Source organism: Lysinibacillus sp. FSL R7-0073 (genome assembly GCF_038009065.1).
GTDB lineage: Bacteria > Bacillota > Bacilli > Bacillales_A > Planococcaceae > Lysinibacillus > Lysinibacillus fusiformis.
Genome location: NZ_JBBPAS010000001.1, coordinates 1,621,348 through 1,643,214, shown reverse-complemented (window position 1 = coordinate 1,643,214; position 21,867 = coordinate 1,621,348). Strand labels below are relative to the sequence as shown.

The following is a 21,867-nucleotide window of genomic DNA, read 5'->3' as shown; positions in this document are numbered from 1 at the left end:
GAAAAAATCTTATCTTCCGTTACTATTCGTTAATCTCTTTTAGACTTTTGTCCCCAGAACTGATAATAATTTGTTTCGATAAAACCATTAAATAATTTCCGTTTTTTCGTCGCTTGTCGTCCATATAATTCTTCAAAATTTTTCATGGAAGATAGCATATATACGGACCAAGTTGGATAGTTTTTCATAACTTTTCCTAAATCACGGATAACCTGTTCTACAACTTCAACATCTCCAATACGTTCTCCGTATGGCGGGTTACCGATCATTACGCCATCTGTTAGCTGAGTCGTGAAATCACGTGCTTGCATTTGCTTAAACGTAATCAGCTCGCCAAATCCTGCTTCTGTAGCATTTTCTTGTGCAATGCTTACCATACGATGATCAATATCAGAACCTACTATTTCTAACGGTTGATCATAATTGGCCAAACTTTCTGCTTCGTCTCGGACAGCATCCCAGATTTGCGCTTTCATCCATGGCCAGTCTTCAGAAATAAACTCACGATTATAGCCTGGTGCTATATTTTGTCCAAACATGGCTGCCTCTAAAGTAATTGTTCCTGAACCACAGAATGGATCGACAAACGGACGATTTGGATTCCATTTTGAAACTTGTATAAGTGCCGCCGCTAATGTTTCTTTTAACGGTGCCTCACCTTGTGCTTGACGATAGCCACGTTTATGAAGACCTGCGCCTGATGTATCAATCGTTAGTGTCGCCACATCTTTTAAAATCGAAACCTCAATTTTGTAAGTAGCACCTGATTCATCTAAAAAGCCAAGTCGCTTATAATGCTGTTTCATTCGTTCAACAATTGCTTTTTTTGTAATTGCTTGGCAATCAGGCACACTATATAATTTCGATTTAACCGACTTCCCTGAAACAGGAAAGGCAGCATCCACTGGTAAATATTTTTCCCAAGGTAAATCTTTTACACTTTCAAATAATTGTTCAAATGATTTTGCAGGGAATTGTCCAACGACAATTTTTACACGATCGGCTACTCGTAGCCACAAATTGGCACGCGCAATCGCTGTTTCATCACCCTGAAAATATACTTTGCCATTGTCAACAGTTGTTTCATAACCAAGTGCTTTTACTTCTTGTGCTACAATTGCCTCTAAACCCATTGCTGACGTTGCTACTAATTGATAATTTGCCATAGATTATTTCCTTCCTTGATGCTCAATTTCCCAATATTCCATAAACTCCATGAGGTCGTTTAATGGTAATGGTTTGCTGTAATAATAGCCCTGAATAATATCACAGTTCATTTTACGTAGTATATCCACTTGTTGTGCCTGTTCTACACCTTCTGCCACAACTTTCATTTTTAGGCGATGGGACATTTGAATAATAGCATCTACAACTGCCTGTTTTTCATCGAGCGACCCAATATGTTGAATAAAGCTTCGATCGATTTTTAAACAATCTAGCGGAAAGCGAACTAAATAGCTCAGGGACGAATAGCCTGTCCCAAAATCATCTATGGAGATTTTAAAGCCTAATTGTTTCAACCGAACTAATTTGCTTACGGTTTCGTTAGCACTGTTCATGACTGTCCGTTCCGTTACTTCTATTTCAAAATTGTTTGCTGGCATATTATAGCGTTCTAATATTGCTTGTATCGAATCTAAAAAATTTTGCTGCTTAAAGTGAATGCTTGATATATTAATGGCAACCGGTATTTTCCACCCGTATTGTTGCATTTGAATAACTGCCTCGCACGCCTTTTCCAGAATGACCTCACTTAAAGGAATGATTAATCCTGTTTCCTCAGCATAAGGGATAAACTCTCCAGGAGAGACAAAGCCAAGCCTTTCATTATTCCAACGGACCAATGCCTCTAATCCTTGAATTTGCTCATTGTCCATGTAAATTTTCGGTTGAAAATGCAGCTCAAACTCACGATTATCAATGGCTCTTCTTAACTCTGAATCTAGCAATAAGACACGCTGTGCATCTGTTTGCAGTTCATCAAAATAAAAAGAATAGCCGTTCAAACCATTCTTTTTTGAATAGGTCATTGCTCTGTCTGCACAATTAATCAATTCTTCCGTATTTTTCCCATCTACTGGATAGACACTTACGCCTATACTTGTAGAAATAAAAACTTCCTGGCCGTTTATCATCATTGGCTTTTCAATACTACTTATTATTTGTTCAGCAAATTGTGCAGCTTCTTTTACGTTTTTTACATTCGTTAATGTAATGACGAATTCATCTCCGCCATATCTTGCAATAATATCTTTGTTTTTCAGTAACTGTTTTAGTCGTTTGGCGACTTCAATTAAAATGGAATCTCCAACAGCATGTCCTAATGTATCATTAATTTGCTTAAATCTATCCAAATCTAAAAAATAGACCGCATGCTGCACTGAATGAGAAATAGCAGAAGTTGATTCTAAAAGATTATCCATTCTTTCGATATATGCAAAACGATTGGATACGTCTGTTAGTGAATCAGTCAGTAAACGTTTTTCTAGTTCGTTTTCTACTATTTTTCTTTCAGACAAATCTGTGAAAATACCACAATAATTTGTAACCTCACCCTCATCGTTGGTTACACAAACAATTGTTAACCATTCAGGATATACGTCTCCAGTTTTACGACGATTCCATATTTCTCCTTGCCAAATTCCTTCTTGTCGTATCTGTTCCCACATTTCTAAATAGAACGGTAATTCATGAACACCTGATTGTAAAACGGCAGGTGTTTTACCCACCACATCATCACGTTTATAGCCTGTGACAAATTCAAAGGCAGGATTAACCATTACTATTTTTTTGTATTTATCAGTAATCATGATACCTTCAGATACATTTTCGAAGATTTTAAGTATTAAGGTAGTAGGATATTGAGAAATCAACTTCAATTTATCCACACTTTCCCAATTATTTACTCCGTTCATGTTCCGCCCCATCCTATCTCTCTATACTCCCCTTTAAAGGGCACTTACGTCAGGCCAACTCGTATGTAAATCATTGACACCCCATTTAGATGGTGTACAGTTTTTTTGAGTAACTCGTAAGCTCGTCTTAAAAATCTGTGACATCCTTAGAGGTTTATACTTGATTCAGCAGTCGTCCTGTCGCCACCTGAATGGAAAGAAAATGTGCAAACTCTCGCTACCTATAGAGTAGAGTCATGTGTATCTAACACTTTGCTAGGTACCCAAACTTTTGCTGAATCAAGATAAATACACATTGATGCGATCACCGTTTTCAGATGTTGTGACTTAGAAGCGGTAGCGATAGAGGCTTGGCTAGCAAGTAGCCATTCTCAAACGTATCGCGCATACCAAGACTTGATTAACTAGGTTACTTTTTCCTCATAAACTCAAAAGAAAAGCTCTCCACCGAGTTGGAGAGCGCTTGTTATTTCGTAAATAAGCATCAAAAAAATTCCATAAGCCATGTTTTGTTCCTGAGTACTCAAACAGCTTGCGCCTCGTACGACCAGGTAGTAATCATCTATCTACAGAGCAAGCTCCGTCCCTCTATCCGTTCAATTCCTTCAAGAGAGTGCCCCTACCATAATTTGGGTTTCTCACTCGTGGGGTTTACCTCGTTCCACCTTGCAAGTTTCCAAGCAAGCTTCGTCACTGTGGCACTTTCAGGAAGTGTCAACCATATCCAAGGACTTAGGTTTTCCTTCCGCCGTCAGCCTGAACAGCTGCCTTACCTTATTTTTTCAGTAAGCACGAACACTACGGACATCTCAGTACCGTGTGAGCATGGACTTTCCTCTACGACGTCTAGCGCCGCAGCGATTACCAGAATTTCATGATGATACGAAAGATTATACTAGAGTTTTATGTTAAATACAATATAATTGACTAAAATTATTCGTATAGCTTACTACCAAATACATGTTTTTCTAAATTAGAAAGACGTTTTAAAATATCAAAATTAGTTGTACCTGCTGCTGCCACTGAAGCAACGGGTTGTCTCTTCGGTGTATTTTCAATTTCTTCTTTTAATTGTCTATTTTCTTCACGTAGTTGGGCCATCACTTTTTCAAACGTTTCATAGTCTTGAATAATTTCATCAAGGAATGAATCTACTTCTTCCACATTATAGCCTTTAAAGTTCTTTTTAAATTCCTTTTCAAGGATCATTTTTGACGTTAATTTAATGTCCATTCACATCGCCCTTCCTCACACTACATACACGAATACATTATAGCATACTACAACACATTATATCGTCTGAAAACTCCAATTGTAAGGCTAATCTTGTCGTTTTATGCGATTACCTGGGAAATTATTTCTTATTTCCTAATCTGAGCAACCTCTTTTCCCAAGAAATTACCCATTTTTGTTTTTGTTCTACTCTCCATTGCTCATTCTTTTGAATGAGATGTATGCCTTGTTGCGTATAATAAAGGGCCTGCTTATAATCTTTTATTTGGTGCTCATAAAGTATGGCTAGCTGCTCAAGGACATGCAACTTTGTTCTTGCTTCGACAAAATGGAGAGAGGCCACAAATGCATCAATGGCTTCACTGTAGCGTTTACTCTTTTTATGCTGTAGTGCTAAATAATATTGAGCATTACCCGCTTCCAGTGCATCAAATTGTGTTGTCACTCGTTCTAACACCTTAACACTTTGTGTGCTTTCTTTTAAATCACCATACCATTTCCCAATATTGGTAAAGGTTTTTGCAGATTCTTCATATCCCTCTTCAAACAAGAGCTGAGTAGAATGACTATATAGCGTGATAAGCGACAGTAAATCCCACTCATTATGCAGTAAAACCTTCATAAGAGCATCTGGTACGCCACTTTTCACAGCATCTAAATAAATAATAGGGGCAAGATGTCCGGGAATGTCTCCCTTCCGAGAGAAACCAAGCTTCTCTTCCTCCACAGATTTTAATTTTAAGCGCTCCATATCATTTTTCCATAAACGCTTGGAACTATGCAATAAATCGATTTGTCGTTGTGATCTTAATTTGGGTAATGTTTTTTGATGCAGTGTCCAGCGTGTTTCAAGCTGTGGCCAATCAAAACTTTTACCATTATAGGTGATGACCGTTGCAGTTTTTTGCCACAGTTTCGATTCAAACAAAAACGCTGCCTCATGTGCAGGGTCTGCAAGAATATATTGAGTTAAACTAAAACATTCTTTGTCTACCTCTAAAAACCCAAGCAAAAAAATATGAGTGCCCACACCTTTTAAGCCTGTCGTTTCTGTATCAAAAAATAATACAGGTTCATGAAAATCCAGTGCATACGGATGTTCAAACGCAGCACCCTGCCACTTTTTCAACGCATCAAAAAATGATTGTAACTGATAATGACCATGCTGAAAAGAAAACGGATATTGTACATAGCGCTTAAACACAATACCAAAGTTATTTTCTACAACCGTAAGACCAGCCTCTTCCCATCGCTTGGTATAGCTCGGCCTAGCTGGCTTTTGATAAGCTGGCTCCTCTACCTTTTGGTGAGCCGCCGCTGTTTTTTTACTAAGCATTTTTTTCATTTGCAGTATTTTATTTTCGTAAGACATGTATTTCACTCATTTTCTGCTAATAATATAAGACTCTCTTGCAAGATTACCATGATTGCTTGACTCATTCAAAATTTTCATCGCAGGAAATTCTCACTTATAGTGATTCAAACATTTCCCCATTCACATTATTAGAAACGACACCTATTGATTTATGTCACTTTTTTGTACAGAAAACTTACGCAATTGTCTATTGCCTGTGTACTATTGTAAGTATTTCCTATAAAATGAAATTATATATAGATTATGATATAATTATTATTTTTTTGGAGGAAATGCCTTGTTTAAAAATTTGCGTGAAGAACTAAAAGAAGAATGGAAAAACACAACCGAGGATTTAGAAAAAGAAGTATTTAAAGTATGGCAGTTAGAATATAAAGGCCATATTATTCGAATTGTAAATGCTGTGACTGAAGAAGTTCTTTATATTAATAATGAAGTAGTAGATAAAAAAAGTAGAGATAGTATGTTCAAACAAATCTACCCTTATGTTAAATTGACAGGTGAAATTAAAGAAGCGAATGGCACGATCTCTAAAGTAAAAGTAAAAATCGGTGGATTTCTAAGTCTAAATATTGTCGTTAAAGTAAATGGCAATACACTACTTAACGAAAAACACAAAATATCTATCTAATCATCTTTAACTTGATAGTATGCTACTGGACGTGAGTTAGAAAAGCCTACTGTCATTAACCGATAGATCATCTATATACACTGATAGATCAAGAGGGCTTGAGGAAATAATAAGTTATTCCTCAAGCCCTCTTTTTCATGTTAATTAATTTGATTTAATCTCTGAAGAAGTATTATGACCCTCTTCTTGCCTTCTTGTAAACTGTCTTGGGCTCCAATACATGACGGGCATCCAGATTCACAAAGACAATTTGAAACATGCTCCAAGGTTTTCATTAATAGCTCTTCCCATAAGTCATAGACCTTTTCACTTAAACCAATCCCACCAGGGTATTTATCGTAAACAAAGAATGTGGGCAACTCATTATGGGATGCTTTGACTTGTGGGACAACTGCTACATCACTGCTATCACATTGAATAAACAAAGGAATAAAGGCATTCATGGCATAGGCTACTCCAATCATTGCCTCTGTCAATTCCGCCTCTGACCACTGTTCTGTTAGATGAAGTGATAGCCATGATGCGCTTGTATGCATTTCATCAGGAGGTAAATGAATGGGCCCTGATCCTATATTATCATGCGTACCAAAGCGAATTTTCTTGAAAATGGTTGCTTGTGCGACTAATCCTACATCTCCAAAGCTAATCGTACCGCCGTTATAAGTTCGGCTTCGATCTTCCTCTAATACCTTCATTTCAACGGCAAGATTGGCATCTGTATAATAATCGATGTCGACTTCTCGGACATAAGCTTTCTTTTCTTCCCAGTCGAGCTTCTCTACTTGGAATTGAATCCCTTGATGTAAATAAATGGCTTCCTCATGTAATAATGTCATGGCACTATGACGATCCATTTCTCCAATTACCTTTGTTTGGGCAGGAATAGATAGATCAATAATAACCACATTTTCCTGTGAAGCGGACCGTAAACTAATATCATGTGCGGGGAAACGATCGCTCATCCAATGCCACTTATCGCTCGTCTTAAAGACAACGCCCTCTTCCGCTAAATAATCTAACAACTCTTGTATGTCATATTCACCATAAGTATCTTCTATAGAAAAAGGTAATTCAAAAGCGGCACATTTTAAATGATCCATTAAAATTAACATATTTTCTGGATAAATACGTGCCTCCTCTGGTGCACTACCAAGTAAAAATAAAGGATGATTCACCACATATTGATCAAGTGCAGTCGATTGTGCAACATAGATAATTAAAGCTTCATCTTGCCGTCTTCCTGCACGCCCTGCTTGTTGCCAGGCACTTGCAATATTTCCTGGGTAACCAGTCATAATACATGCTTGTAACTGGCCGATATCGACCCCTAATTCTAACGCATTTGTACTGACAACGGTTTGAATGGTTCCATCACGCAAGCCTTTTTCGATCACCCGACGTTCAGATGGCAAGTAACCACCTCGGTAGCCACGCACGGATTCATCAAGCAGCTTATTGCGAGTGAGCTCCTTTAAATAAGTGACAATCATTTCAACCCGTACCCTACTTTTAGCGAAAATGATAGATTGAATACCAGCTATATAAAGCCTCTTTGCTAAATCACTTACCTCTAACACGGCACTTCTACGCACCCCAAAAGTTTTGTGGATAATAGGCGGGTTATAGAAAAGAAATGTCTTCTTGCCGACAGGTGCTCCAGAGTCTGCGATGAGCGCATGTGATTCATTTGTTAGCAACTCGGCCAGCTCCTTAGGATTTTTTATCGTTGCCGAGGTACAAATAAACACAGGTTTACTACCATAAAATTCACATATGCGTTTTAATCTACGTATAACATGGGCAACATGGGAACCAAATACCCCTTTATATGTATGCAATTCATCAATAACGATATACTGCAAATTTTCAAATAGCGATACCCATTTTGTATGGTGTGGCAAGATTCCTGAATGAAGCATATCTGGATTCGTCATAACGATATGTCCTGCTTTGCGAACTTTCTGACGAATGCCTGGAGCCGTATCACCATCATAGGTATAACTTAAAATCTCCTCACCACTTTGTTCAATAAGCTCATTCAAGTCATTTTTTTGATCCTGCGCCAATGCCTTTGTTGGAAATAAATAGATGGCTCGTGCATTTTTATCCTCTACTATTTTTTGCAACACCGGCAAATGATAGCAATACGATTTACCTGATGCGGTTGGTGTAACAGCCGTGAAAGATGTACCACTCTGTGCCAAATCAAAGGCCTCTCGCTGATGCGTATAAAGTTGCTCGATCCCCCTTGCCTGCAAAGCCTTCACTAAAGAAGGATGTAAATTTTCTGGGAAAGGAGCATATCTAGCAGGTCGGCCTTCAAGTGTTTGCCAATGTAAAATACGTTCTTTTAATTCTTCATCATATCTCCATTCATGCAAAAGCTCGCTAATCGTTCGTTTCTTTGATAGCATTTACTGCCTCCTCCTTTACCAGTCGTTCAAAGTTTTTCATTGTAAAGGAGGTCGAATGAATCGCGTCTAAAAAGCGTTTTTTACTTGTTTCTTTATAAAAAGATTGCACAACAAATTGCTCCATCGATTCTACCGTTGAAGCAATTTGTTGTGTATGCATATATTTCGGTCGATTCTCTTGAATCCATTTATTGGCCTCTTGCTGCCATTCCTTCAACAGTTGGTGAATTTTATCAGCGTGTGGTTTCACCTCTTGAAAAAAATCAGGTGTACGGTCCTCCTCACGCATTTGCCAAAAACGTGAAACACATCGATCACATTCATCTAATAATTTGGATGTTTGCTGAATAACTAACAATTTTGCACCTCATCTCTCATCAATTACACGTAAGCAAATATTTTTCGTAGCAAGTACATATATATGATGAGTATGTCCTGTCCATCATTTCAACTACGAAAATATGGCACTTCTTGATACCTTTACCTTCCCCTACTTATTTTGTGGTAAATACTGTATCAATTTTAATGCTATTGAGTTAGTTCAATTGCTTATGAGATAAGTGTACCAAAGTCTATCATTTTTCACTACTAATAGGCGAACAAGCATTCTTTACTTGCCAGTTCTTTTCTGCTAAGCTTACTTTCTGGCTAACTGCTTTGAGCTGCAAAAAAAAGTGCATATTCTGAGCATTGTTCTCCAGTGACACTCTCGTGAAAAGTAATTGATTGACCAGATCTAACTGCGCAACTAATTGTTCTAACTTGTTCAAAATAACGCCCCCTTTGCTTTACTTAAAGTATTCCTCGCATGTATAGAATTACCTTCATGCGTGACAAAATAAGCGTAAGTTAGCTGAAAGAAGAAGATTTTCGATAAATTTTTATAAATGAACCTTCCAACTAAAAAAGCGTCCTGAATGAAAGGTGTAGATAATTCACCATTTTTCAACCGTTTCGATGATTAAATTTATCAATTATTTTGACGATTCAAGGAAGACAATCATTAGCTTTTTTTCGACGCAATTTGTTTATTCTTTGCTTCCACTGTCTACTACTCTTGTAACAAAGACAACACGGATGGAGGTAGAGAAGAGCCATCAAATCATGGTAAACTCATATATAGGAAAGCAGTTTAATAAAGGGTGAGCTAAATGACAATTCGCTATCCAAATGGGAAATTATATACCCCCAATACTTCTGTACAGAAAACGGAAAAAAAGAGTAAAAGTAAAGATTTGTCTTTTAGTAATCGTGGAAAGACACTAGAAGATGAAATTAATGAAGCAAACGACTATTATATTAAAAGACGACTTGCTATCATTCATAAGAAACCTGTTCCTGTACAAATCGTCAAAGTAGAGTACCCTTCACGAAGTGCTGCTGTCATTCGTGAAGCATATTTTCGAACACCCTCTACAACCGACTACAATGGTGTTTGGAATGGGCATTATATTGATTTTGATGCAAAGGAAACAGCTTCCAAAACGAGTTTCCCCTTAAAAAATATTCATGAGCATCAAATGACCCATATGCAGCAAGTGACTGAACAAAATGGTGTGGCTTTTATTATCGTTCGCTTTTCAGCTTTTGAACGATATTTTATTGTGCCATATGAAGTTTTACAAAAGGCCTGGCAAGCAATGGAAAATGGCAATCGTAAATCTATACCCTTTTCAACGATTGTAGAAGAGGCGTATGAAATTCCCACTAGCTATTATCCACGTATCGATTATTTACCCATCATCCAACAACTGATCGATGAAAAATGCTGCGGGTTTGAAAGTGAGGAGAAATAGTATGACTGAACGTCGTCGAACACGTGGAGAGCATCAAAAGGCTCTCGCTGAAAAAAATAAAAAAGGTAAGAAAACAACAACAAAATCGTCAACACCCGCTAAAATGTGGATAAAACGTATTTTCTTAACGCTATTAGTCATCGGTGTTGTAGGCTTCATTGGAGGAGCAGGTTTATTTGCTTACTATGCAAGCACAGCTCCTAAGCTTGATGAGGAATTATTGAAAGACCCTGTGTCTTCAGAGTTCTACGATAAAAACGGTGAAATCTTTGCAACAATCGGTGCTGAAAACCGTAAATATATAAAATATGAAGATATACCCGAAGATATGGTGAACGCAATTCTTGCAACGGAAGATGTACGCTTTTTTAAACATCACGGCATGGACTTCTACCGTCTAGGTGGTGCTATACTTGCTAACTTCCGTGATGGCTTTGGTGCACAAGGTGCCTCTACCCTAACACAGCAAGTGGTCAAAAACTCATTTTTACAAAATGAAAAGAAATTAAAGCGTAAAGCACAGGAAGCTTGGCTAGCGTTTCAATTAGAACGTAAATATTCAAAAGAAGAAATTTTTGAAATGTACTTCAATAAAATGCTAATGTCAGGCCGTATTTATGGCTTTGGTACAGCAGCCCAATATTTCTACGGGAAAGAATTAAAAGATTTAACATTAGATGAAGAAGCATTATTAGCAGGGTTAGTACAAAGACCAAATGCTTATAATCCATTGAAAAATCCTGACCTTGCTAAGCAACGTCGTAATACGGTTTTAGGATTAATGTATCAACACGGAAAAATTTCAAAAACGGAAATGGAAGAAGCTAAAAACGTTGATGTCCAAGCAGGTCTTGCTGACGATGCAACACGTCAATCATTTGCTGGCTCTAAATACGATGCTTTCCTAGATGTCGTTATTAATGAATTAGAAAATAATGGCGATGGTTCAGCCATGGCAGAAGGGATTAAAGTTTATACAACACTTGATCCAAATGCCCAAAAAGTTGTTGAAAATGTGATGAACAATGACAGCAATTTCCCAACAGAAGATATTCAGTCAGGTGTAGCGGTCATTGATACGAAAACAGGAGCGATCCAAGCTGTTGGTGGCGGTCGACATTATGGTGCCGAACGTGGCTGGAACTATGCAGATGATTTAACAAAAAATCAACCTGGTTCTACAATGAAACCATTAGTGGACTACGGTCCAGCCATTGAATATTTAAAATGGTCTACAGGCCATACACTTGTAGATGAACCTATGAACTATTCCAATTCAAAACAAACTATTACTAACTGGGATGGCAGATATATGGGTGCCATGACCGCTCGTAAGGCATTATATGCTTCACGAAACGTACCAGCTGTCAAAGCATTACAAGAAGTAGGTACTGAAAATGCGAAGGAATTTGTTGGACGTTTAGGGATTGAAACAGAAAACCTTTATGAATCAGACGCAATTGGTGGTGGAGCGATTACTATCTCCCCTATTCAAATGGCGGCTTCCTATGCAGCATTCGGAAATAACGGCGTTTACACGGACCCACACGCTATTACAAAAATTGTTTACCGTGATGGGAAAACATCTAAAAATTATACACCTGAGCCTAATGTAGCGATGAGTGAAGCTACAGCTTATATGGTAACAGATATGCTACGTGATGTAGTTGGCAACAAACCTGACGCATCAGGTACTGCAGCTAATGTCCCTGGACTAGACATCGCAGGTAAAACAGGTACAACCAACTATTCAGCTGAAGATTTTAATAAATATAATTTACCGAACACAAGTGTTCCAGATTCATGGTTTGCTGGTTATACGACAAACTATTCCATCGCTATATGGAGTGGCTATGAAAAACATTTTGATCCAATTACAACGTGGGAAGAACGTCGTTTACCACAAAATCTATTTAAATCGATTATGCAAGACATTTCAGCAAACGTTGAAACAGAAAGCTTTAAAAAGCCAAGTACAGTTGTAGAAGCAACGATTGAAGTGGGGTCTAAGCCATTGAAATTGGCAAGTGACTTTACACCAAACGAATTACGTCAAACAGAGCTATTCGTTCGTGGTACTGAGCCAACAGAAGTGTCGAGTGTTTATGAGGCACCAGAATTAGCTACGCCATACAACGTATCTGCAAGCTTAGATTTAGGGGCACAGTCTATCAATATTTCTTGGGAACATGATGCCAGCTTGAATCCGGAAACAGATGAACCATTACCAACTTCCTTTGAAGTAACTGCAACCCGTGATGACGGTAAAAAGTTTGACCTTGGTAAAACAGAGAGCAAAGGTTTATCAGTTGCCAATACGCTGGAAGATGGCAATTACACGATTTCAGTCGTAGCCATTGTGGACGGTACACGAAGCGAACCAGGTACCACAACTTTCCAAATTACAAGTACAACTGAAGAAGAGGATGTAGAAACGGAAGATCCGGATGAGCCAAACATTGATTTACCAACAGATCCTGGTGAAGAAGATCAAGATAACGGTCATAATAATGGCAATGGTAACGGTAATGGCAACAACGGTGGTAATAACAATAATAATAATAATAATGGAAATGGGAATGGGAATGGGAATAACGGCAACAACGGTGGAAACAACGGCGGTTCAGATGGAAGCCAGCAACCAACTCCTCCTACAGATCCTGTAGACCCAAATAATGAAGAACAAAGCTCAGAATAAACAAAAAACCGAGAAGCATATAATGCTTCTCGGTTTTTTCTATCGGCACGAGTATTTTATCCTGCCACTTTATTTTTTACTAGCTTGAATTCGTAAACGTGCTGTACGCTTTTTCGTTTCCTTAAACAATTCATCAAGCTGACGATAACAAGCATATTGCCCTGGCTTCGCTTTAATAAAGGCAAGTCGTTCAACCCCATTAATCGGCAGCACCTCGTCTCCTGCAGCTTGTACAAGCTGTTCAAACAATTGGATTGCCTCTTCCATTAAACCTTTTGCTGTACCGTCTCTAGCATCATGGGCTTCGTGGATGTTTGCTTGAAGGGTTGTCCATTGAGCAAACCAAGCATCTACCTGATCTTTTTCAATCGCCTTACTATTCATGCTTCCTTCACCAAGCCTTTCTTCAAACGCTTTTGACCTTCACGACAATCGCTAAGTAAAGGGCAGGCATGGCAGCCAGGATTTTGGGCCTTACAATGATAACGACCAAAGAAAATTAACTGATGATGCGTTTTCGACCACTTATCCATAGGCGTTTTTTTCATGATTGTTTCTTCCACTTCAAGTACGGAATCTTTCCATCTACATAGACCTAGACGTTTGGAAACACGCTCTACATGGGTATCAACTGCTAGAGCAGGAATATCAAAGGCTACTGATAGCACCACATTTGCTGTTTTCCGACCTACACCTGGCAATGTTACAAGTGCTTCTCGGGTTGCCGGTATTTCGCCATTATATTCATCTAGCAAACGTTGACATAAAGCCTGAATATTCTTTGCTTTATTGCGATATAAGCCAATAGACCTAATATCCTGTTGTAATTCTTCCAACGGGACAGCCAAATAATCTTCAGGCGTTTTATATTTCTGAAATAATGTTTTTGTTACCTTATTAACAAGTACATCCGTACATTGTGCAGATAATAATGTCGCAATTGTGAGCTCAAAGGCGTTGGCATGTACAAGCTCACAATGTGCATTAGGAAACATTCGATCCATTTCTTCTAGGCAATGCTCCCACTGTTTTTTTGTTAACAAACTGGATGCCCCCTATTCTCTTTCTTCTAACCAATTATAAAAAGGTACTTTGTTAGTTGGTTGCGCATCTTGCTGAACTGTCCGTGCTGGAGTCCTGCTAAATGTTTGCTTCTCTCGGAACTGCTCACTTTGCTTTTGTGCAGCTTGAGGTGTCGTAATATTTTTCTTCTTCCACTCTAACAAAATACGATCAATATAGCGAATACTCAGTTTCCCAGCAAAAACAGCTTCTTTCAATGCCTCTTTAATGAGTATTGGACTATGGTTGTCCTCATCAAGCCAACATCCTATTTTTTCAAGCTCTAAAGGAGATAAAAGACGTCCCATTTCTTCTTCAAAGAGTCGGAAAATCTCTCCTTCTTCTTGTTGAAGTGTTGTGGCAGATTTTTGTTGCTCTTTCATCTCGATCATCTGCACAATTCGCTCCCAGAGTGGGTAAACCGAATATTTTTCATAGAGCTTGCCACTTGTATCCACATCACGAGTAATTTCAAGGAAGCCCTTTTGCATTAATCGTTGTAAACGGGATGTTAGTTCATTTTCTGGCATTGTGAGACGATTCTTTAGATCATTTGGTGTAGGGAAGTCATACCCTTCCATATGAAAGGCTAACAAGTGCATAACAATTAGCGCCTCTTCATCTTCTATATTTAACTCCTTATAAAACTGAAAAAAAAGCTGGGGAATGGGAATCATTCTCTGCTCAGTCCATGTACGGAGTCGATGATTATTTGCATTCATATTCCTCTAGACTCCTTCTTTAAGTAAGTAGAAAAGCCGCGTAGATATTTCACTACGCGACTTTTAAATTGATTTGCTTATGGATATAGGCGGTTCAATAAACGTGGGAATGGAATTGTTTCACGAATATGTTCTGTGCCAGAAATCCATGCCACAGTTCGCTCTAATCCAAGTCCGAAGCCTGAATGTGGAACAGAACCTTGTTTACGAAGCTCTAAATACCATGCATATGCATCTAATGATAGGTTATGTTCTTCAAGACGAGATTTTAATAAATCATAGTCATGGATACGCTCAGAACCACCAATAATTTCACCATAGCCTTCAGGTGCGATTAAATCAGCACATAATACAACGTCATCGCGATCTGGATGTGGTTGCATATAGAATGGCTTAATGCCTACTGGATAGCATGTAATGAATACTGGCTTGTCGAATGAATTGGCAATAGCCGTTTCATGTGGTGCCCCAAAATCGTCACCCCACTCGATATCGTCAAAACCTTGTTCATGTAAAAGCTTGATCGCATCATCATATGAAATACGAGGGAATGGCGCTTTAATATTTTCAAGTTTCGATGTATCACGGTCAAGTCGCTCTAATTCTAATTTGCAGTTAGCCAGAACGGATTGTACAATATGCGTTACATATTGCTCCTGTACTTCTAGATTTTCTTCAAACTCTACAAAGGCCATCTCAGGCTCAATCATCCAGAACTCGATTAAGTGACGACGCGTTTTAGATTTTTCAGCACGGAAAGTTGGACCGAATGAAAATACTTTTCCTAATGCCATAGCTGCCGCTTCCATATAAAGCTGCCCCGATTGAGAAAGGAATGCATCCTCATCAAAGTATTTCGTATGGAATAGCTCAGATGTACCTTCCGGTGAAGATCCTGTTAAAATTGGTGGGTCCATCTTTGTAAAACCATTGTTGTTAAAAAATTCATAAGTTGCACGAATGATTTCATTACGGATTTTCATAATGGCATGTTGTTTACGAGAACGTAACCATAAATGACGGTTATCCATTAAAAATTCAGGACCGTGCTCCTTTGGTGTAATAGGAAAATCTGTTGCTGTATGTAGAACCTCAATTCCTGTTACAGCTAGCTCACAGCCAAAGCTTGAACGTTCGTCAGCTTTCACCTCTCCTGTAATATACATAGAAGTTTCTTGCGTTAGTCCTTTAGCTGTTGCAAAAATTTCTTCGCCCACTTCTTCTTTCACGACAACACCCTGAACAAAGCCAGAGCCATCACGAAGTTGTAAGAAGGCGATTTTACCACTTGAACGTTTGTTAGCTAGCCAAGCGCCAATTTTGACTGTTTCACCGATATGCTGTGGCATATCTTTAATCATAATTTTTTTCATAGAAATCCTCCAAAGTCGTCTAGAGGGATTAGTCTTGCCATTTTGATTTTACAAATGTATCAATACGACGGACTGCCTCTTCTAGTAAGTCTAAAGATGTAGCATAAGATAATCGCATAGTAGTTGGTGCACCAAAGCCAGAGCCTGGAATCACAGCCACATTTGCTTCTGTTAAAATATCCGCAGCGAATGCGTCTACTGAATCATAGCCAGTGTGAGCCATTGCTTCTGCTACATCTGGTAATAAGTAGAATGCACCCTGTGGTTTTAATACATGGAAGCCAGGAATTGCACTTAACTGTGGGTAAATTTCCTCAAGACGAGATTCGAATGCTTGGCGCATTTCCTCTACCGCGTCCTGTGGTCCATTATACGCCTCAACAGTTGCATATTGTGCAGTTGTCGTCGCATTAGATGTTGAGTGTGATGCAAGGTCAGTCATTGCTTTAACTATGTCCGCATCACCCGCAGCATAACCAATACGCCAGCCTGTCATAGAGTGAGATTTTGCTACACCATTTACAACGATTGTACGTGCTTTCACTGCATCAGAAAGTTGTGCAATTGAAAAATGCTCAATACCATTGTATACAAGCTTCTCATAAATTTCATCTGACACGATTAAAATATCCTTTTCTTCTGCAACTGCAGCAAGTTCTGCAAGCTCTTCACGTGAATATATCATACCAGATGGGTTGCTAGGTGAGTTGATAATTACCGCTTTTGTTTTATCAGTCACAGCAGCTCTTAATTGATCAGCAGTAATTTTATAGTTTTGTTCACGTGTACCTTCAACATATACAGGTACTCCGCCCGCTAATTTAACTTGCTCAGGATAAGACACCCAATAAGGGATTGGAATAATAACTTCATCACCCTCGTTTAAAATAACTTGGAATAATGTGTATAAAATATGCTTTGCACCTACACCAACAATCACTTCATTTGGCTGATAAGTAAGGTTATTATCGCGCTGTAGTTTATCAATAATAGCTTTTTTTAGCACTGGAAGTCCGCCAGCAGGTGTATATTTTGTATACCCCTTTTCCATTGAATCAATGGCAGCATTTAAAATGTTTTGAGGTGTATTAAAGTCTGGTTCACCAGCTCCAAGGCCAATGACATCAATACCTTGCTCTTTTAATGCTTTTGCTTTCGCAGTAATAGCTAATGTTGAAGATGGTGTTAAAGTTTTTACACGTGTTGCTAATAAGTTTTTCATCCGGGATCTACTCCTCTTATAAATTCGTAATGCGCTTCCACCAGTCGCCATCCTTAAACATAATATAGACATAGTTGAGTTTGTCATGATCGTTTAGGTATGTAATCTCCCAAACAACGCCCGGCTCCTCATAGCCCAATTTCATGTGGAGGACCTTTTGTACATTTCCTTCATTTTTAAAAACCGATAATGCTTGCTTTTCCGTAATGCCATCTTCTAATAACACTTCCTGAATGGAATCCTTGTCTAGATTCGTCGGAACAAAGACAGCCTTTTTATCACCGTATTCGTCTACCCCGAACACAGTAACATACGAATGTTTGCCATTATATGTGTAGGACTCCGATACAATTGCGAGGGCTTTGGCATCGAGTGCCAACTGTTCAGCCTGCTCTTCAATTGAACGGAACGGAGCCTCGGCTTTCCAGAGTACTAAAATGCTAATGACAAGTGACAACGAAACAATAAAGACAGAAATGAAAATTAACCAGTTTTTCATCTATTCACCTGTTGTTTCACATCGTGCTTTTTTGGCACAACACATAGCGGATGTTTGTGTGTTTTTTTAACTGCATAACAATTCATTTTGCTTTCCATTTTGTCAACCTGCTTTCTTTCCTCATACCACAACATTATACAACAATTTTGTGCTGTCGTGTTTCTTAATTTCATATATTGTACGTTGCTAGAATAACGTTTTCAAATGATTGGTACAGTAAATTTCATTCCGTATCATTTTGCCTCGTTCTAATCTGCGATGACGCTTCAATTTCTGTCAAAATATTCCCTGAAACAAGAGAAAAATTCCTATTCAACACTGTAAATAGGAATCACTCAAATTATAATAGTTCATAGATAACATAGGTGGCACGGCCTTTACCTTTTGCCTCATACAAACAACGATCAGCTTGACCAAATAAATCATTATAATGATAATTTTTTCGATCATTTATACAAGCTCCCATACTGACCTTTAAAGGATAGCTTTTCTGGTCTTTTTCTAATGTTAACGTTAGCAAATGAGCGTGTGTATTTTGGACAAGTGCTTTCATGAAATCCTTTTGTGGGTGGCGAATACAGACAATGAATTCATCCCCTCCATAACGGATAATTTTTATGTCTTCCTCCTGCAAAAACTCCTTCAAACCATTAGCTAAAAGCTGTAAAACCCTATCCCCAAACAAATGTCCATGCGTATCGTTAAATAGTTTAAAATTATCAATATCAAGAACTGTAATACATACATAGGATTCCGCCATTTTGGCAGCACGAAACCATTCATCTAGCTCGTGATCCAGAAAGTGTCGATTCAAGACACCTGTTAATGGATCATAATGTGCCTTTCTTTCTAATCTCTCTTTTTGACGCTTAAATTCCAAATTCAACACTTGCTGTAATAAATGATCAATGCTCATCTGTTCTGAAAGATCTATATATTCTTTTTGGACATCAAAAATTTCATCTCGCCAATTCAATTGGTACAGGACATTTAACAATAAGCGCATCACTTTTTTTGTAATGGGCTTATCACCATAGGATTTGGCAAGTTCTATTGCTTGTTGATAATAGTGCACCGCTTCCTCAAGCTTGTGCTGTTTTTCATATAAAAAGCCATAGCCAAACCAAGCTGCTACTTTTTCAGGTTTATGTTGAGAAATTATGCTAGAGGTCAATGAGTCATCAAGCAATGCCTTCCCTGCCACAAAATCCCCTTCTAAAATATACACATCTGCTAAATTATTATTAATGCGAATATCTAATAATCTTGCTAAATCTGGTTGTGTCTCATATAGCGTTTTATTGTATTCTCTTGCTAACAAACCTGCTTGAAGGGCTTCCTTCGTACAGCCCTTTTCTACCTCTATATAACATAAATTATTGTGACAACGAACAAGCATCATAATATCTTGTAATTCTTGAGCATAAGCAATTGACTTTTTCGTCATCTCTGCTGTTTTTTCACGGATTCCTACCATATCGTAGATTAATGACATGACCAAATAATACTGCATCAAATCTTTGCTAGTACCATACTTTTCACAAATAGCCTCATAATCGAAAATAAGGCTGACAATGGCTAGAGTATCACCCAAAGAATGATGTACTAAAATTTTCTGATAGTACAAATCCAATACATACGCATAGTTATTATCCTCTAAAGCTACTAAAAGACCTTGATCTGCCAGTTTCAGCGCATCTGTTAAATACCCCTTTATGCGCATTTCCATGATTGTCTTATTTAATTCCTCTAATGTTAACACCACTGTCTCACCACTTTTCCAAGCCCCTATTTAATCCACTTTCATTTCTTGCTGTAACAATTATAAGACATATTTATTCACTTCGTCCGACTTTTTAGCAATATACCAACTATTACCTCGATTTCAAAAAACTTTTGTAAGACTGCTTTATAATGCCCTATTGTTTTCCCCCTCCATTAAATTTTTATACCTTTACACATTTTTCTCCATTTTTGTCCCAGTCAACTGTTGTTTTTACCCATATGATGTGATAACTAGGCATGTTAAGTAATTGAAAAGGGATGTGATGTTTTGAGTTTACCAATTAACCCTTCTGATCCAGCTACCATTCCAAAATTTGTAGATGCTCTACAGAAGCCAGTAACAGCAAAACCAAAGTACTGTAGGGGTCAAAAAAAACATGATTATTACGAACTGATCATGATGGAGGGCGAGCATCGTTTTCACAAGCATTTTCCTAATACATTAATATGGGGGTACAACGGCCTTTATCCAGGACCAACTATAGAAGCGACGAAAGATAAACCGATTTACGTTAAATATAAAAATCAATTACCATTACAGCACTTTTTACCAGTGGATTTTACACTTCATGCCGCCAACGATTCCCAAGAGGTAAGAACCGTCACTCACTTACATGGAGCTAACGTGGATTGGGAGAGCGACGGTCATCCAGAAGCATGGTACACAAGAGATTATCGACATACTGGTCCAAAATTCAATAAAGAAATTCATGAATATACGAACCACCAGCCTGGTACTACAATGTGGTACCATGACCATGCCATGGCTTTAACACGTTTAAATGTCTATGCAGGCTTGGCAGGTTTCTATTTACTTAGAGATGCTCTGGAGGAACGTTCCAATTTACCATGTGGTGAATACGAATATCCTATTTTAATCCAAGATAAATCTTTTAATGAGGATGGCTCGTTATTTTATCCTGATGAACCGCCATTTCCAGTTACTGTACACCCATCGATTACCCCCGGCTTCGTAGGTAATACGATTGTGGTCAATGGAAAGCTTTGGCCATATTTAGATGTTGAACCTCGTAAATATAGATTTCGGTTCCTGAATGGCTCCAATCGAAGAGGCTATATCATCAGCTTGTCAAATGAGCAGACTATGATGCAAATAGGCACAGATGGCGGTTTTTTATCAGCACCTCAAGCAATCCAATCTGTGGAGTTACTACCTGCTGAACGAACAGATATCATCATCGATTTTTCAGCTTGTGAGGGACAGGAAATTACCTTACTCAACACAGATACAGATTTTATCGATGAGCATACAAACGTCATTATGCAATTTAAAGTATCACTTCCCTTAAAATGTGAGGATACGAGTGAAATTCCTGAGAGACTGGCAGTCACAATGGATTTACATCCACATCATGCACATATTGATAGACAATTACCTTTGACAGCAACAACGGATGAATTTGGAAGACCTATGCTGTTATTGAACAACCGAATGTATCATGACCCAGCGACAGAAAAACCTTCCTTAGATAGTATTGAAGTTTGGAGTTTTATTAATACTACGCCTTTTATTCATCCTATTCATCTGCATCTCATTCAATTTAAAATTCTTGAACGTCGGCCATTTGATTTAGAACTCTATCAAAATGAAGGAATCGTATCATTTACAGGACCACCAGAGGAACCTCGGGACTATGAACGTGGTTGGAAGGATACGGTGAAAGTGGATGCTGGCAAAGTGACGAAAATTATTATGCATTGGAAGGATCATGTGGGGAATTACATGTGGCATTGTCACTTCCTTGAGCACGAGGACCATGATATGATGCGACCTATTCTTGTTATGAAGGATGTCCACGCTGTTCAACAGCCACATGCTGAAATAGAACAACCAACCCATCATGAGGTTACTACTACTACAACGACTTCTACACCTATGGAAAATACTACCAGCACAACACATCATAATGAGTCACCCGCACCATTATTAAATGCTTCTCAAATTCCTTTCACAGAGGAAGAAGAAATTGTGGAATCACTAGCAGAGGAATCTACACATATCGGAAATAATGATCAACACAGGCCCATCCTGCTTTTCCCAACTACGTCCACACGCACTGGTACAATTAGATCTAGACCCCGTAGACCTAGAAGATTTTAGCAAGCCAATCACACAAAGAA

General features: G+C 38.4%; 18 protein-coding genes and 1 other RNA gene. 4 read left to right on the top strand and 15 right to left on the bottom strand.

The annotated features are described in order from the left end of the window. Window positions 1-29: 29 nt before the first annotated feature. The 5 genes from MKY88_RS07795 to MKY88_RS07775 form a co-directional block, all read right to left on the bottom strand. On the bottom strand, window positions 30-1,166 hold the full coding sequence (locus MKY88_RS07795; RefSeq protein ID WP_069480768.1) for a THUMP domain-containing class I SAM-dependent RNA methyltransferase: 1,137 nt from the start codon (window positions 1,164-1,166) through the stop codon (window positions 30-32). Between the two features lie 3 nt (window positions 1,167-1,169). After that, window positions 1,170-2,915, bottom strand: a complete 1,746-nt coding sequence (locus tag MKY88_RS07790; protein WP_069480767.1) for a putative bifunctional diguanylate cyclase/phosphodiesterase — start codon at window positions 2,913-2,915, stop codon at window positions 1,170-1,172. A gap of 493 nt (window positions 2,916-3,408) precedes the next feature. After that, window positions 3,409-3,788, bottom strand: an RNA gene (gene rnpB, locus MKY88_RS07785) — RNase P RNA component class B. Window positions 3,789-3,848: 60 nt separating this feature from the next. Beyond that, entirely contained in the window at window positions 3,849-4,148 is a 300-nt protein-coding gene (gpsB, locus tag MKY88_RS07780; protein ID WP_069480766.1) for a cell division regulator GpsB, read from the bottom strand. Between the two features lie 121 nt (window positions 4,149-4,269). Continuing rightward, window positions 4,270-5,520 (bottom strand): ribonuclease H-like domain-containing protein, encoded by a 1,251-nt coding sequence (locus MKY88_RS07775; RefSeq protein ID WP_328202280.1) that lies wholly within the window; start codon window positions 5,518-5,520, stop codon window positions 4,270-4,272. Between the two features lie 280 nt (window positions 5,521-5,800). Between MKY88_RS07775 and MKY88_RS07770 the strand changes: the two genes are divergently transcribed. Then, entirely contained in the window at window positions 5,801-6,154 is a 354-nt protein-coding gene (locus tag MKY88_RS07770) for a hypothetical protein (RefSeq protein ID WP_328202281.1), read from the top strand. Between the two features lie 140 nt (window positions 6,155-6,294). Here the strand turns inward: MKY88_RS07770 and MKY88_RS07765 are convergent, their stop codons facing one another. The 3 genes from MKY88_RS07765 to MKY88_RS07755 all read right to left on the bottom strand — a co-directional run bounded on the left by MKY88_RS07765 (window position 6,295) and on the right by MKY88_RS07755 (window position 9,338). Beyond that, window positions 6,295-8,568 carry a DEAD/DEAH box helicase gene (locus MKY88_RS07765; protein WP_340813330.1) on the bottom strand — a complete coding sequence of 758 codons (2,274 nt, stop codon included), beginning with the start codon at window positions 8,566-8,568 and terminating at the stop codon, window positions 6,295-6,297. Further along, the gene (locus MKY88_RS07760) at window positions 8,543-8,926 is read right to left on the bottom strand and encodes a YppE family protein (RefSeq protein WP_193831446.1); all 384 of its coding nucleotides are present in this window, start codon (window positions 8,924-8,926) and stop codon (window positions 8,543-8,545) included. The genes MKY88_RS07765 and MKY88_RS07760 overlap by 26 nt, the downstream gene beginning before the upstream one ends. A gap of 217 nt (window positions 8,927-9,143) precedes the next feature. Beyond that, the gene (locus tag MKY88_RS07755) at window positions 9,144-9,338 is read right to left on the bottom strand and encodes a hypothetical protein (RefSeq protein ID WP_008176489.1); all 195 of its coding nucleotides are present in this window, start codon (window positions 9,336-9,338) and stop codon (window positions 9,144-9,146) included. A 381-nt stretch (window positions 9,339-9,719) separates the two neighbouring features. Between MKY88_RS07755 and recU the strand changes: the two genes are divergently transcribed. Both recU and MKY88_RS07745 read left to right on the top strand, forming a co-directional pair. Next, window positions 9,720-10,364 carry a Holliday junction resolvase RecU gene (recU, locus tag MKY88_RS07750; RefSeq protein ID WP_069480760.1) on the top strand — a complete coding sequence of 215 codons (645 nt, stop codon included), beginning with the start codon at window positions 9,720-9,722 and terminating at the stop codon, window positions 10,362-10,364. Between the two features lies 1 nt (window position 10,365). Beyond that, window positions 10,366-13,062 carry a PBP1A family penicillin-binding protein gene (locus MKY88_RS07745; protein ID WP_340813328.1) on the top strand — a complete coding sequence of 899 codons (2,697 nt, stop codon included), beginning with the start codon at window positions 10,366-10,368 and terminating at the stop codon, window positions 13,060-13,062. Between the two features lie 69 nt (window positions 13,063-13,131). Here the strand turns inward: MKY88_RS07745 and MKY88_RS07740 are convergent, their stop codons facing one another. From MKY88_RS07740 to MKY88_RS07710, 7 genes are all read right to left on the bottom strand, one after another. After that, entirely contained in the window at window positions 13,132-13,446 is a 315-nt protein-coding gene (locus MKY88_RS07740; protein WP_328202293.1) for a YpoC family protein, read from the bottom strand. After that, on the bottom strand, window positions 13,443-14,105 hold the full coding sequence (gene nth, locus MKY88_RS07735; RefSeq protein WP_069480757.1) for an endonuclease III: 663 nt from the start codon (window positions 14,103-14,105) through the stop codon (window positions 13,443-13,445). Before nth ends, MKY88_RS07740 begins: the two co-directional genes overlap by 4 nt. Before the next feature lie 12 nt (window positions 14,106-14,117). After that, window positions 14,118-14,846 carry a DnaD domain-containing protein gene (locus MKY88_RS07730; RefSeq protein ID WP_258268227.1) on the bottom strand — a complete coding sequence of 243 codons (729 nt, stop codon included), beginning with the start codon at window positions 14,844-14,846 and terminating at the stop codon, window positions 14,118-14,120. A 77-nt stretch (window positions 14,847-14,923) separates the two neighbouring features. Then, a complete protein-coding gene (gene asnS, locus MKY88_RS07725) occupies window positions 14,924-16,219 on the bottom strand; it encodes an asparagine--tRNA ligase (RefSeq protein ID WP_193831441.1) in 1,296 nt (431 codons plus the stop codon). 28 nt (window positions 16,220-16,247) lie between these two features. Continuing rightward, a complete protein-coding gene (locus MKY88_RS07720) occupies window positions 16,248-17,441 on the bottom strand; it encodes a pyridoxal phosphate-dependent aminotransferase (RefSeq protein WP_069480754.1) in 1,194 nt (397 codons plus the stop codon). Between the two features lie 16 nt (window positions 17,442-17,457). Next, complete coding sequence (locus MKY88_RS07715) at window positions 17,458-17,940, bottom strand: cell wall elongation regulator TseB-like domain-containing protein (protein WP_069480753.1); 483 nt, start codon at window positions 17,938-17,940, stop codon at window positions 17,458-17,460. Window positions 17,941-18,280: 340 nt separating this feature from the next. Then, the gene (locus MKY88_RS07710; protein WP_340813325.1) at window positions 18,281-19,705 is read right to left on the bottom strand and encodes a tetratricopeptide repeat-containing diguanylate cyclase; all 1,425 of its coding nucleotides are present in this window, start codon (window positions 19,703-19,705) and stop codon (window positions 18,281-18,283) included. Between the two features lie 288 nt (window positions 19,706-19,993). Between MKY88_RS07710 and MKY88_RS07705 the strand changes: the two genes are divergently transcribed. Continuing rightward, window positions 19,994-21,847, top strand: coding sequence for a multicopper oxidase family protein (locus MKY88_RS07705; RefSeq protein WP_340813324.1), 1,854 nt, complete (start codon window positions 19,994-19,996; stop codon window positions 21,845-21,847). Window positions 21,848-21,867 lie beyond the last annotated feature (20 nt).

Excerpts from the sequence above, each read along its gene's own strand:
- MKY88_RS07720 (WP_069480754.1), bottom strand. The coding sequence starts at position 17,441 with ATGAAAAACTTATTAGCAACACGTGTAAAAACTTTAACACCATCTTCA.
- MKY88_RS07740 (WP_328202293.1), bottom strand. The coding sequence starts at position 13,446 with ATGAATAGTAAGGCGATTGAAAAAGATCAGGTAGATGCTTGGTTTGCT.
- recU (WP_069480760.1), top strand. The coding sequence starts at position 9,720 with ATGACAATTCGCTATCCAAATGGGAAATTATATACCCCCAATACTTCT.
- MKY88_RS07745 (WP_340813328.1), top strand. The coding sequence starts at position 10,366 with ATGACTGAACGTCGTCGAACACGTGGAGAGCATCAAAAGGCTCTCGCT.
- MKY88_RS07715 (WP_069480753.1), bottom strand. The coding sequence starts at position 17,940 with ATGAAAAACTGGTTAATTTTCATTTCTGTCTTTATTGTTTCGTTGTCA.
- asnS (WP_193831441.1), bottom strand. The coding sequence starts at position 16,219 with ATGAAAAAAATTATGATTAAAGATATGCCACAGCATATCGGTGAAACA.
- MKY88_RS07775 (WP_328202280.1), bottom strand. The coding sequence starts at position 5,520 with ATGTCTTACGAAAATAAAATACTGCAAATGAAAAAAATGCTTAGTAAA.
- MKY88_RS07795 (WP_069480768.1), bottom strand. The coding sequence starts at position 1,166 with ATGGCAAATTATCAATTAGTAGCAACGTCAGCAATGGGTTTAGAGGCA.
- MKY88_RS07765 (WP_340813330.1), bottom strand. The coding sequence starts at position 8,568 with ATGCTATCAAAGAAACGAACGATTAGCGAGCTTTTGCATGAATGGAGA.
- MKY88_RS07730 (WP_258268227.1), bottom strand. The coding sequence starts at position 14,846 with ATGAATGCAAATAATCATCGACTCCGTACATGGACTGAGCAGAGAATG.
- MKY88_RS07790 (WP_069480767.1), bottom strand. The coding sequence starts at position 2,915 with ATGAACGGAGTAAATAATTGGGAAAGTGTGGATAAATTGAAGTTGATT.
- gpsB (WP_069480766.1), bottom strand. The coding sequence starts at position 4,148 with ATGGACATTAAATTAACGTCAAAAATGATCCTTGAAAAGGAATTTAAA.